Genomic DNA, 12,276 nt, shown 5'->3' on the forward strand with positions numbered 1-12,276 from the left:
TGCACATATGAAAATACACAGAAGAATTTCAGAGAACTCAAAGTATTTAACTAAATTAGAAAAAGAGTTATTACAATTATTATTGGAGAATAGCGCGCTATTTAAATATGATAATTTTACAATAGCTAATATTTCAGAAAAATTTTCTATTAGCAATACAAGTGTGCACCGACTTTCTAAAAAGTTAGGGTATAAAAGTTTTATACAATTTAAAGATGATTATTTTCAAAGAGATAAATTAGAAGAAGAAAACAAACCCAATATAGATGATACCGATTTTGTAAATCTAATGTTAGATACATATAAGTTAGTTAAGCAATCTGATATCGATGAAATAGTTGAAAAGATGATGAAATGCAAAAGAATAACTATATATGGAATGGGTATGAGCAATTATTTAGGTAAGATATTTCAAATAAAATTACAGCTATTAGGAATACCTGCAGAGCAACATGATGATTCAAGATTTATGAGATTATCTAGTAGAATATTAAATAAAGATGAAGATTTAGTATTTATGTTATCAAGAAGTGGAGAAACACCAGAGTTATTAGAGGTATTAGTTGAAACTAACCTTAGAGGGATTGACGTAGTACTTATAACAGAGTCTAGAAATTCTACCTTTGAAAAGTTATGTAAGTATAAGGTTTATACAGCGTATACTCAGGATTCAGATAGTAATATAGATACTCGATTAAACTTTCATATTGCAATGGATTATATAATAAAGAAATTTATTGAGAAATATGAAGAAAAGAGGTAGCAATGTATAATTTCGAAGACATATTACAAAGAAGAAATAATGGGTCTAAGAAGTGGAATGAAGAGTATATTGAAAAAAGATTCAAAGTAAAAGATGCAGCAAATTATTATCCACTATTCATTGCTGACATGGATTTTAAATTACCTAAAGAGGTAATAGAGCCTCTTATGGAATTTATAGCTTTAGGTGATTTTGGGTACTTTGATATAAAAGAAGAATTTTATAGTAGTATATTAAAATGGTATAAAGATAGATATAGATCAGAAATTAAACGTGAATGGATTGTTCCTTCAATAGGAGCATTATCTACTATGAATGTTATGGTAGATAAGTTGTTTAAAAAAGGTGACAATATACTTGTATTCACTCCAGCTTATGGACCATTTAAAGATGTTGTATCGAATAATGGTATGAATTTAGTTTCTTATAAAATGAAATTAAATAATAATAAATATACTTTAGATTTTAAAGAAGTAAAAGCTTTAGTGGAAAAAGAAGATATTAAGGGGTTAATAATCTGTAATCCACATAACCCATCAGGAAGATGTTGGAGCAAAGAAGAGATAAACGAGATTATTAATATTTGCATGGAAAAAAACATAATTATTATAAGTGATGAAGTTCATGGAGATTTAGATTTAGGAAATAATTTCAATACTTTTAGTGATTATTTAAACCAATATAAAAATATAATAGTTTTATCATCACCGAATAAAACATTTAATATAGCAGGTTTGGAAATCTCAACATTCTTATGTAGTAATGAAGAGATGAGAATTGATTTAGCAAATGAGTTAAGCAAAAGAAAGCTTCATCCAAATAGAGTTGGAACTAGAGCTTTAACCTTATGCTATGAAAATGGCTCACCTTGGGTTGATGAACTTATAATGAACATAAAAGAAAATTTAGATTTAACTGTGGACATGCTTAATGTAGAAGGAATCAGTACTATGGTTCCAGATGCAGGTTATTTATTATGGGTAAAGTTCGATAATATTTCAGATATTGATGATTTCATAATTAAGCTTGCGCAAGAAAAGAAAGTATTGCTTGAAACAGGAAGTAGGTTTATTAAAGATCATGAAGGATATTTAAGAATAAATGTAGCTACAAGTAAAGCAATATTAAAAGAAGCAATTCCAATGATAGTAGAATTCTACAAAGAATATATAAAGTAGTTAGGAGAATAGAAATGAAAAGAGAAGTAATTAATTCAGTTAAGGCTCCAGATGCAATAGGACCTTATTCACATTGTAATAAAGTAGGTAATTTCATATTTACCTCAGGACAATTACCATTGGATAAAGAAACTAAAGAATTAAAAACAGATATTAAAGAAGCTACAAGACAAAGCTTAGAAAATGTTAAGAGTATTTTAGAAGAGGCTGGGTCATCTATTAGAAATGTTGTTAAAGCAACAGTATTTGTAAAAGATTTAGCTCAGTTTGCTGAATTAAATGAAGTATACAATGAGTATTTTGGAGAAAATCCTCCAGCAAGAAGTTGTGTTCAAGTTGCTAAACTACCTATGGATGCAGTAGTAGAAATAGAAGTTATAGCAATAGCAGAATAATATTAGATTTCGAAAGTAAATAACACTTTTAATAGGAGAACTATAATGAATTGTATGTGCAGCAATTTAATATAGTTCTCTATTTCTATTTGTTTAATTATAGTTATGTATTACTTTAGAGTAAAGTAATCTACATTTTACATAAATACTAATGAAAAATCCACTTATGGTTAAATTTATAAAATTATGTTCATACTACAAGATATATAAAGGAGGAGAAGTGAAGTATGAACGTAGAAAAGACTTTTCTTAAAACATTTTTGAAAAACTTTGAAGGAGAAGCATTTGCAGTAGATTTTTGGGATGGAGAAGAGGTTGTATTAGGTAATGGGGAACCATTATTTAGGGTACATATAAAAAAGCCATTGAATAAAAAGGATTTATTAAGTAGTACATCATTAGCTTTTGGTGAAGCATATATGAATGGTGATGTAGAATTTGAAGGAGATTTATTCTTAGCGCTAAATACAGTGTTAAAGTACATGAATAAATTTAATAGTGACCATAAGGCATTACCAGAAATATTTCATAAAATAACTAATAAATCAAAGCAGAAAGAAGAAGTTTCATCTCATTATGATATAGGAAATGATTTTTATAGCTTGTGGTTAGACGAAACTATGAGTTATTCTTGTGGATATTTTAAAAATGAAAATGATACATTGTATCAAGCTCAAATGAACAAAATTCATCATATATTAAAGAAGTTAAATTTAAAAGAAGGTCAAAGTCTTTTAGATATAGGTTGTGGATGGGGAATGTTACTTATTGAAGCAGCTAAAAAATACAAGATAAAAGGATTAGGAATAACATTAAGCCAAGAACAATTTAATAAGTTTAGTGAAAGAATAAAGGAAGAAAATTTAGAAGATTATTTAGAAGTAAAACTAATGGATTATAGAGATTTAAAGAAATCAAAATTATCATTTGATAGAGTTGTAAGTGTAGGAATGATAGAACATGTAGGAAGACCTAATTACGACTTATTTTTTGAAAATGTAAATGCAGTTTTAAAAGAAGGAGGAGTATTCTTATTACATTATATAAGTGGAATAAAAGAATCTGAAGGAGATGCATGGATTAAAAAGTACATATTCCCAGGTGGGGTTATACCATCATTAAGAGAGATAATAAATATTTCAGGAGATTACAATTATCATGTTATAGATGTAGAAAGCTTGAGGTTACATTATACTAAGACCTTATTAGAATGGTATAAAAACTTTAATAATAATATAGATAAAGTTAGAGAGATGTTTGATGAAAAGTTTATTAGAATGTGGAGTATGTATCTATGCTCTTGCGCTGCTACATTCAATAATGGAATAATAGATTTACATCAAATTCTATTTACTAAAGGAATAGATAATGATTTACCACTTACAAGAGACTATTTATATAAAGAGTAGTATTTTAATATTTTTATAAAGGGAAATTTCTTGTTAGTGGGTATTTCTTACTGTATATTAGTATTATAAAAATATTAATATAGGAGATGATTTTATGGCAGTTAAAATGTTACATACATGTATAAGAGTTATGGATTTAGAAAAATCTCTAAAGTTTTATAGAGAGGCATTAGGTCTTGTTGAAACTAGAAGAAAAGATTTTCCAGAGCATAAGTTTACTTTAGTGTATCTTTCTAATGAAATTGGAGGATATGAGATTGAATTAACTTATAATTATAATCCAGAAAAGCCTTATGAATTAGGAAATGGATTTAGTCATATAGCAGTTGGTGTTGATGATTTAGAGGGTGAAAGAGAGAAACACAAAACTTTAGGGTATGAAGTTACTCCATTAAAGGGACTTCCAGGGCAAAAGCCAGGATACTATTTTGTAACAGATCCAGATGGCTATAAAGTTGAAGTTATAAGAAATAAATAGTTAGATTAATAGAGATGTAGAGATGCGTCTCTATTTTTTTAGAAAATTTTAGTTTACATAAAAACTATAATATAAGCTTAACCTAAATAGAGATATATTGAAAAATTAGGTTAAGAGGTGAGGTTGTGGAGAGATTTAAAACTATTAAAACTTATGCTAGCTTTTCAAGAAATGTACAAATAATTGTAATAAGTGAATTGATATTAGCTGCGGCTTTTGGTATATATGGATTTTTACAAATACTTTATTTAAATGAAATTAATATACCCTCTGATAAAATTGGACTCATCTTTTCTTTAGGTTCATTATTTTCAATGGTAGGTTTCTTTGTAGGACCATTTATACATATGTTTGGAAGAAAAAATATTTTAGCTTTAGGATGTTTATTAAGTTCTATAGGAATAGGGGCATATGCTGTATTTACTAGCTATATATTACTTTTACTATCACAAATCTTAACTAATATAGGGCTTTGTTTTATACAAGTTACAGAATTGCAACTACTTTATTCATATACAACACCAGACAAAGAATGTTGTGCATATAGTTATAAATCCTCTGTTAATTTTATTGCTTCAACTTTAGGAACTTTATTGGCTGGAAATATAGATAGGTTATCTATATTTAGTATTATAGGATATAGAAAATTATTTTACTTATCAGCAGGTATGACTTTAGTAGCTTTTGTTATGAGGTTATTTTTATTACCTAGAGATGAGAAAAGAATGCTTAATGAAGGGGAAATTAAGGAATCTATTGGAGATACATTTAAGTTACTTAGAGGTCATAAAAATATAAGGTTTTTTGCAATTTTTTTATTTATTATTGCTATAGGTGGAAGTGCTGTTTGGCCATATAATAATTTAATTATGAAAAATTACTTTGGTTTAAGTAACACAACAATGTCCATAGTTAGCTTCATAATAACAACGGTGGTAATGATGGGCGTTCTAGCTATGCCAACAATAATAGGTAAGATTGGAATAAAAAGATTTGAATTAATATCACTAATATGCTTGGCAGCAACAATGTTTTTTTTAACATTAAAATTAAATACTATTCCGTTTGTAACTATATTAATATTTAGATGTATTTTTGCAACTTTAGTTGGTTCATCTTTAGATAGCTCAATGATGAGCTATATTGAAATAGAGAATAGAGATGTATTTGCAGGAGTAAAATTATTGGTAAATGGAGTAGCTTCTGCAATAGGTAACTTTATTGGTGGATTTATAATTGAAAATATAAATTTTAGAGGTATATATATTTATGGCTTTTTAGTATTGATTATAGTAATTTTAATGTTTTATTTGAAAATTTCTAAGATTTTTGGAGATAGAGCAATAATATTAGAAAGATATAAAAGAAATTGTACATGTAAACTAAGGCATAGATATGTTGAGAGAAGAAGGTATTAAATAAAATAAGAATCACTTTGATAAAAGTTTGTCTTCGTAAAAAGATGAAAGATACTAATGATATAAAAAATATTGAATATGGAAATGTAGTTAAGTGGTTTAAGAGATTTATTATTTCACTAGTTAATTTTATTAGAGGTAGAAAACTTAAAAGATTAGAGAAATCATAACAATAAATGTAAAATTAAGGTAAAAATAGAATGTTGATATAATAAGATTTATATAATAGAATTAAAGTATATAAATCTTAAATTCTATTTATATAGGATTTAAGATTTATACTTATAGGAGTATATGCGATTTTGTCAATTAAACTTACTCCTAATGAATAAAAAATTAAAGGGTGACATATAAATGGCAAAGGTAGTCAATGTTATAGGAAAAGGCTCAAATGTTGGTAAGACTATTCTTATGGAAGGACTTATTAATGAATTGAAGAATAGAGGGCTAACTGTATCAACAATAAAACATGATGTTCATGGATTCGATATAGATAAAAAAGGAAAAGATACATACAGACATAGACAGGCTGGAGCAGAAACAGTAGTTATTTCATCTAAAAATAGATTTGCGATGATTAGAGAATTAGAACAAGAAATTAATTTAGATGATATAATTAAAATGGTAAGTGACAAGGATGTAGTACTTGTTGAAGGATATAAAAAAAGTGATTTAAGAAAAATAGAAGTTTATAGAGAGGGAGTTAGTGAAGAGATATTAACTCCTAAAGAAAAATTAATTGCTATTGCTAGTAATGAACATATTAAGTATAGTGATGTACCTATAGTTAAAAAGGATGATTATAAAGTATTAGCAGATTTAGTCCAAAAAGAAAAAGAGTTTAAATTTGAAAAATAGTTTTGTGTTTTCTAGTGTGTAAAAGTCTAAGGAATTTTCTATGACTTTTACGCCTGAATGTTTATCATTCACAGGGCAATAATTGAAAAGTTATTGTCTCCACGTATTTTGGGAAGGAAAATAAGTAGATTTAATATAGAAATGTATTAAGCTTGTTACTTATACCCAAAATAAGGGTAAAGTAGCAAGCTTTTTAAGTTCAAATTTATGAGTTAGTACTTTGAAGTTATACTGTAGAGGCACTCCTACAAATGCATGTGAGTAGTGAGTTCCATTAATTATTTGAGTATGAGGTGCAAGTTATGAAATCTTTTATTAGTTTAGAAGAAGCCATAGAGATTTTAAGTGAAAATGTTAGATTTATTGGAATTGAAGAAGTGTCATTACTTTCTGGAATAGGTAGAATTTTAAGTGAAGATATCTTTTCAAAGATAGATAATCCTCCATTTAACAAATCAGCTATGGATGGATATGCAGTGATTTCTATTGATACAGAGGAAGGAAAAAAATCCTTAAAGGTTATAGACCAAGTTTTTGCAGGTGATGTTTGCAAAAGTGAAGTAAAGCAAGGAACAGCAATTAAAATAATGACTGGAGCTCCTATACCAATTGGAGCTAATGCTGTAATAAAACAAGAAGATGTAACTTTTAAGGATGGTTTTATAGAGGTAAATAAGGTATTAAAAGCTGAAGAAAATATTTGTTTAAAAGGTGAGGATATAAAAGAGGGAACCCTTTTGGTGAAGAAAGGTAAAAAATTAGATTATGCAGACATAGGAATATTAGCTAGTTCTGGAATAAGAACTGTTAATGTTTATAAAAAGCCAAGAGTAGCTTTTATAAGTACAGGAGACGAAGTATTAGATTTAGATGAAGCATTAATAGGAGGAAAGATATATAATAGCAACAAGTATACAATATTAGGAAGATTAGCTGAGTTAGGTTATGAAGTAACCTATGTGGATCATGAAAATGATAGCTTTATTGGGATTGGAAATAAAATTAAGGAAGCTTCAAGAGGAGCAGATTTTATTATAACTACAGGTGGGGCATCTGTAGGAGAAAAGGACTTAATAAAAGAAGCAATAGATTATATTAATGGTGAAAAATTATTTTGGAAAATTAATATTAAACCAGGATCAGCTATGCTTTGTAGCAAATATGATAAAAAAATTATAGTAAGCCTTTCAGGAAATCCAACAGCTGCATTAACTACTTTTGAACTTATTGCTAAAACAACACTAGAAAAGCTAAGTGGAAAAGAAAATATAGAAATAAGTAGAGAAAAAGCTATTTTAACTAATGAATTTAAAAAGAAGAGTCCGAATAGAAGGTTTTTAAGAGGAACAGTAACTTCTGATGTTAATGGTCAAAAAGTAGAAATAACACAAGTTAAAAGTGGAAATGGAATTCTTAGCTCTACATTAAATTCTAATTGTTTAATAGAGCTGGAAGCTGGTAATGAAGGCGTTAATAAAGGAGATATAGTTACTATTATTAAATTTTAAGAGGTGAGTTGCTTTGATAAATAAAACACTAGCTATTTTGGCAGGTGGAAAAAGTAGTAGGATGAATTATAATAATAAAGCTTTTTTAAGTTTTAAGGAAAAAACTTTTATTGAGCATATTATTAATGCAGGAAAAAACTTCAAGGAAGTTATTATTGTAGCTAATGATAAAGAAGTTTATGAAAGGTTTAATTTAAGAGTTGTAGAAGATATATATAAGGGAAATGGTCCCTTATCAGGAATACATTCAGCATTGAAAAGTTCTACTACTGATTGTGTTTTATGTGTAGCTTGTGATATGCCTCTTGTAAGTAGTGAGTTATTAGATTTCTTAGGGAATTATAATGAAAATTATGATATATTAGTGCCTAAATATAAGGATAGATTACAGCCACTTTGTTCAATATATTCTAAAAATATATTAGGTAAAATAGAAGAGAGCTTAATAAAAAATGAAAATAAACTACAAAGATTTATAATGTCTTCAAATTATAAAGTAATCGAAAAACTAGACAATAGAAAATTTGAAGATGAAGATTTTTTAAATGTAAACACACCAATAGAATTTAATGAGTTGGAGGAAAGATAAATGTATACTGTAGGAATCGTTACGAGTAGTGATAAAGGATATGCTGGAGAAAGAGAAGATAAGAGCGGAGCAGTTATAAAAGAAATAGTAGAAGCTAAAGGTTTTGAAGTTGTAAGATATGTAGTATTGCCAGATGAAAAAGAAATGTTAGCGGAGGAGTTTAAACATATGGCAGATGACTTAGGTGTTAATCTTGTTTTAAGCACAGGTGGAACTGGGTTTTCAGTAAGAGATATAACTCCAGAAGCTACAAAGATGGTTATTGAAAGAGAAACTCCAGGAATATGTGAAGCTATAAGATATTTTAGCTTACAGATAACTAAGAGAGCAATGCTTTCAAGAGCAGTTTCAGGAATAAGAAAAAATACACTTATAGTAAATCTTCCAGGAAGTCCAAAGGCTTGCAAAGAAGCGTTAGATTTTGTATTAGATGATATAAAACATGGAATTGACATATTATTAGGTTCAGCAAGCGAGTGTGCTAGAAAGTAGTTTAGTCACCTGTGGTAAAGTGAAAAGTTTGCTTGCGCAAAGGGGAAAAGTCACTGCGTGAGGAGAAAAGATTGATTTCGTCAATGGAGAAAATATTTGCTGACGCAAATGTCCCAAAGTGCTTATGGCAGAAGGAGAGTTTGATTATTAGAATATTAAAAAGTATGAATAGATAATTAATATAGGAATGGAGTAGTTAGCTATGAAAATGATAAGAGTTGAGGATGCAATCGGGTGTATTTTATCTCATGATGTTACTCAAATAATACCTGGTGAGTTTAAGGGAAGAGTATTTAAAAAGGGACATATTATTAAAGAGGAGGATATACAAAAATTCCTTGAGATAGGTAAAGAGCATATTTATGTATGGGAGCCTAAGGAAGGTGAACTTCATGAAAATGATGCAGCTATAAGAATTTCAAACCTTGTTGTAGGTGAAGGTGTTGCTAAATCAGAAGAAATAAAAGAAGGAAAAGTTGATTTCTTTGCTGATAGAGATGGTGTTTTAAGAATTGATAAAGAAAAGTTATTTACTATTAATTCAATAGGAGAAATTATAGTATCAACACTGCATAATAATACTCCTATAAAAAAAGGTGAAAAGATAGGTGCTACTAGAGTTATTCCTTTAATTATAGATGAAAAGCCAATATTAAAAGCTGAAGAGTTAGTTAATGATAAAGTAATTTGGGTTGATGAAATAAAGCCTAAAAGATGTCTTTTGATAACTACAGGTAATGAAGTTTATAAGGGAAGAATTAAAGATGCATTCTTACCAGTTATAAAAGCTAAGCTTGGATATTACGGAAGTGAAGTTGTAAGACAAGTAATTTTACCAGATGAAAAAGAAAGAATAATTGAAGAAATTCAAAAAGGATTAGAAGAAAAAGTTGATATGATAATTTGTACTGGAGGAATGTCTGTTGACCCAGATGATGTTACTCCAACAGCGATAAAAGAAAGTGGTGGAGAACTTGTAACATATGGTTCACCAGTATTACCAGGTGCAATGTTCTTACTTGCTTACCATAATGATACACCAATACTTGGAGTTCCAAGCTGTGCTATGTATTCAAAGAGAACAGTACTTGACCTAGTATTACCAAGAGTTTTAGCAGATGAAAGATTAAGTTTTGAAGATATAGCTCATTATGGACATGGTGGATTATGTTTAGATTGCGATGTATGTACATTCCCACATTGCTCATTTGGGAAATAAAAGGAGAAAAGATATGAATAACGGATTAACTCATTTTGATAATAGTGGAAATGCAAGAATGGTTGATGTTTCTGAAAAGATAGAAACTGCAAGATGTGCAGTAGCTGTATCTAAGATAAAGGTAAGTAAAGAAACATTAGATCTTATAGAGGCTGGAAAAATAGGAAAAGGAGATGTGCTTGGAGTTGCTAGAGTAGCAGGAATAATGGCTAGTAAGCAAACTTCTAACTTAATTCCTATGTGTCATCCTTTAATGATATCTAGCGTTAATGTTGACTTTGATATAAATAAAGAAGAAAGTGCTATAGATATAACAGCAACAGTAAAAATAGTTGATAAAACAGGTGTTGAGATGGAAGCTTTAACAGCAGCAACAGTTGCAGCCTTAACTATTTATGATATGTGCAAAGCTGTAGATAAGAGAATGGTAATCGAGGGAACTCATCTGTTAAAGAAAACAGGAGGGAAAAGTGGTGAATTCAATTTCTTTGAATAGCCACATAATTAGAGATGAAGGATAAATTTAAAAGAGAAATTGATTACTTGCGATTATCTGTAACTGATAATTGTAATTTAAGATGTATATATTGCATGGATGAAAAAGAAAATAATTTCTTAAAAACATCTGAGAAGTTAAGTGATGAAGAAATATTAAGAGTAGTTAAATCTTGTGCTGAAGTTGGTATAAAGAAAATAAGAATAACAGGGGGAGAGCCTCTAGTTAGACCTAATATAACTAAACTTATAGATAGTATAAATAATATTGAAGGTATAGAAGAAATTTATATTACTACTAATGGAATACTTTTAGCTGATAAGGTTGAGGCTTTAGCTAAAAGTGGTGTTAAGGGAGTAAATATAAGTCTGGATTCTTTGAAGGAAGATAGATTTAAGAGTTTAACAAGAAGAGGTGAACTTTCAAAAGTTTTAGAAGCTATTGATAAGTGCATAGAGTTTGGAATAAAAGTAAAGCTTAATACAGTTATGGTTAATGATATAAACCATGATGAGATTATGGACTTTATAAAGCTTACAATAAATAAGCCTATAGATGTTAGATTTATTGAACTTATGCCAATAGGTGTAGGAAAGGTTTATAAAGGAGTTAGTAATCAAGAAATAAGAGATATTATAAAGGATAACTTTGCTAATGCAGTTGAGATAGGAAAAGAAAAAAGTAGCGGGCCAGCTAAATATATAAAGATAGATGGCGCTTTAGGTAAGGTTGGATTTATAAGTGCTATGAGTAATTGCTTCTGTGAAGAATGTAATAGAGTTAGAATTACACCAGAAGGATTTTTAAAGCAATGTTTACACTTTGATTATGGAGTAAGCTTAAGAGACCTTATTAGAGAAGGTATATCCGACGAAGAGTTAAAGAAAGAGATTGAAGAGACTATTTATAACAAACCAGAGAAACATTTATTTAATCAAAATAAAGAGCATGAAGAAATAAGATTTATGAATCAAATTGGAGGATAATATTATGTGTAAGGTAATAGCTGTATGTACGAGTGAGAAAAAAGGGACTGCTAAGCAAATGGTAGATGAAGCGAATCTTATTGAAGAATTTGGAATTGAAGGAGATGCTCATGCTGGAAAATGGCACAGACAAGTAAGCCTTTTAGGATTAGAAAAGATAGATGAGTTTAACTCTAAAGGTGGAGGAGTAAACTTTGGTGATTTTGGTGAAAATCTAGTTATATCAGGTATTGAACTTACTAAAATGCCTATAGGACAAAGATTTAAAGTTGGAGAAACTATTTTAGAACTTACTCAAATAGGAAAGCAATGCCATGATAAATGTGAAATATTTTATAGAGTTGGGCAGTGTATAATGCCTACTAATGGAGTATTTACAAGAGTTATAAAAGGCGGGAAAGTAAGAGTTGGAGACGAAGTTATTCTTCTAGAAAGTGAAAGAAAAACTTTAAGTTTATAATAAGAAAAAATGGTAGTATCAAAAGTA

At 28.7% G+C, this 12,276-nt stretch carries 15 protein-coding genes and 1 riboswitch; all 15 genes read left to right on the plus strand.

Annotated features, from left to right (window positions below):
- Positions 1 to 7 precede the first annotated feature (7 nt).
- The 15 genes from LQE93_RS02790 (at position 8) to LQE93_RS02860 (ending at position 12,249) form a co-directional block, all read left to right on the plus strand.
- A complete protein-coding gene (locus tag LQE93_RS02790) occupies positions 8 to 763 on the plus strand; it encodes a MurR/RpiR family transcriptional regulator (RefSeq protein WP_231071885.1) in 756 nt (251 codons plus the stop codon).
- Positions 764 to 765: 2 nt separating this feature from the next.
- The gene (locus LQE93_RS02795; protein WP_186837964.1) at positions 766 to 1,941 is read left to right on the plus strand and encodes a MalY/PatB family protein; all 1,176 of its coding nucleotides are present in this window, start codon (positions 766 to 768) and stop codon (positions 1,939 to 1,941) included.
- Between the two features lie 14 nt (positions 1,942 to 1,955).
- Positions 1,956 to 2,336, plus strand: coding sequence for a RidA family protein (locus tag LQE93_RS02800; protein WP_231071887.1), 381 nt, complete (start codon positions 1,956 to 1,958; stop codon positions 2,334 to 2,336).
- Positions 2,337 to 2,563: 227 nt separating this feature from the next.
- Entirely contained in the window at positions 2,564 to 3,745 is a 1,182-nt protein-coding gene (locus LQE93_RS02805) for an SAM-dependent methyltransferase (RefSeq protein WP_186837965.1), read from the plus strand.
- Between the two features lie 94 nt (positions 3,746 to 3,839).
- Positions 3,840 to 4,223, plus strand: coding sequence for a lactoylglutathione lyase (gene gloA / locus LQE93_RS02810; protein ID WP_055263998.1), 384 nt, complete (start codon positions 3,840 to 3,842; stop codon positions 4,221 to 4,223).
- Positions 4,224 to 4,348: 125 nt separating this feature from the next.
- On the plus strand, positions 4,349 to 5,641 hold the full coding sequence (locus LQE93_RS02815; RefSeq protein ID WP_231071888.1) for an MFS transporter: 1,293 nt from the start codon (positions 4,349 to 4,351) through the stop codon (positions 5,639 to 5,641).
- A gap of 17 nt (positions 5,642 to 5,658) precedes the next feature.
- Entirely contained in the window at positions 5,659 to 5,811 is a 153-nt protein-coding gene (locus LQE93_RS02820) for a hypothetical protein (protein ID WP_231071891.1), read from the plus strand.
- 184 nt (positions 5,812 to 5,995) lie between these two features.
- A complete protein-coding gene (gene mobB, locus LQE93_RS02825) occupies positions 5,996 to 6,499 on the plus strand; it encodes a molybdopterin-guanine dinucleotide biosynthesis protein B (RefSeq protein ID WP_055264000.1) in 504 nt (167 codons plus the stop codon).
- A riboswitch (molybdenum cofactor riboswitch) is annotated at positions 6,496 to 6,635 on the plus strand. Its footprint overlaps the gene before it by 4 nt.
- Positions 6,636 to 6,801: 166 nt before the next feature.
- Entirely contained in the window at positions 6,802 to 8,007 is a 1,206-nt protein-coding gene (locus LQE93_RS02830; protein ID WP_231071892.1) for a molybdopterin molybdotransferase MoeA, read from the plus strand.
- A 13-nt stretch (positions 8,008 to 8,020) separates the two neighbouring features.
- Complete coding sequence (locus LQE93_RS02835; protein ID WP_231071894.1) at positions 8,021 to 8,596, plus strand: molybdenum cofactor guanylyltransferase; 576 nt, start codon at positions 8,021 to 8,023, stop codon at positions 8,594 to 8,596.
- Positions 8,597 to 9,088, plus strand: coding sequence for a MogA/MoaB family molybdenum cofactor biosynthesis protein (locus LQE93_RS02840; protein ID WP_055264006.1), 492 nt, complete (start codon positions 8,597 to 8,599; stop codon positions 9,086 to 9,088).
- A gap of 202 nt (positions 9,089 to 9,290) precedes the next feature.
- A complete protein-coding gene (locus LQE93_RS02845) occupies positions 9,291 to 10,307 on the plus strand; it encodes a molybdopterin-binding protein (protein ID WP_186837967.1) in 1,017 nt (338 codons plus the stop codon).
- Positions 10,308 to 10,320: 13 nt separating this feature from the next.
- Positions 10,321 to 10,803 (plus strand): cyclic pyranopterin monophosphate synthase MoaC, encoded by a 483-nt coding sequence (gene moaC, locus LQE93_RS02850; protein ID WP_055264010.1) that lies wholly within the window; start codon positions 10,321 to 10,323, stop codon positions 10,801 to 10,803.
- 14 nt (positions 10,804 to 10,817) lie between these two features.
- On the plus strand, positions 10,818 to 11,789 hold the full coding sequence (gene moaA / locus LQE93_RS02855; RefSeq protein WP_231071896.1) for a GTP 3',8-cyclase MoaA: 972 nt from the start codon (positions 10,818 to 10,820) through the stop codon (positions 11,787 to 11,789).
- A gap of 4 nt (positions 11,790 to 11,793) precedes the next feature.
- Complete coding sequence (locus LQE93_RS02860) at positions 11,794 to 12,249, plus strand: MOSC domain-containing protein (protein WP_055264014.1); 456 nt, start codon at positions 11,794 to 11,796, stop codon at positions 12,247 to 12,249.
- Positions 12,250 to 12,276: the final 27 nt, after the last annotated feature.

It is taken from the genome of Clostridium sp. NSJ-145 (genome assembly GCF_021044725.1).
Classification (GTDB): Bacteria; Bacillota; Clostridia; order Clostridiales; family Clostridiaceae; genus Clostridium; species Clostridium disporicum_B.

Bases quoted from the DNA above. Each gene is read 5' to 3' on its own strand.
- LQE93_RS02845 (WP_186837967.1), top strand. From the start codon at position 9,291: ATGAAAATGATAAGAGTTGAGGATGCAATCGGGTGTATTTTATCTCAT.
- LQE93_RS02805 (WP_186837965.1), top strand. From the start codon at position 2,564: ATGAACGTAGAAAAGACTTTTCTTAAAACATTTTTGAAAAACTTTGAA.
- LQE93_RS02790 (WP_231071885.1), top strand. From the start codon at position 8: ATGAAAATACACAGAAGAATTTCAGAGAACTCAAAGTATTTAACTAAA.
- LQE93_RS02830 (WP_231071892.1), top strand. From the start codon at position 6,802: ATGAAATCTTTTATTAGTTTAGAAGAAGCCATAGAGATTTTAAGTGAA.
- moaC (WP_055264010.1), top strand. From the start codon at position 10,321: ATGAATAACGGATTAACTCATTTTGATAATAGTGGAAATGCAAGAATG.
- mobB (WP_055264000.1), top strand. From the start codon at position 5,996: ATGGCAAAGGTAGTCAATGTTATAGGAAAAGGCTCAAATGTTGGTAAG.
- LQE93_RS02840 (WP_055264006.1), top strand. From the start codon at position 8,597: ATGTATACTGTAGGAATCGTTACGAGTAGTGATAAAGGATATGCTGGA.
- moaA (WP_231071896.1), top strand. From the start codon at position 10,818: ATGAAGGATAAATTTAAAAGAGAAATTGATTACTTGCGATTATCTGTA.
- gloA (WP_055263998.1), top strand. From the start codon at position 3,840: ATGGCAGTTAAAATGTTACATACATGTATAAGAGTTATGGATTTAGAA.
- LQE93_RS02795 (WP_186837964.1), top strand. From the start codon at position 766: ATGTATAATTTCGAAGACATATTACAAAGAAGAAATAATGGGTCTAAG.
- LQE93_RS02860 (WP_055264014.1), top strand. From the start codon at position 11,794: ATGTGTAAGGTAATAGCTGTATGTACGAGTGAGAAAAAAGGGACTGCT.
- LQE93_RS02800 (WP_231071887.1), top strand. From the start codon at position 1,956: ATGAAAAGAGAAGTAATTAATTCAGTTAAGGCTCCAGATGCAATAGGA.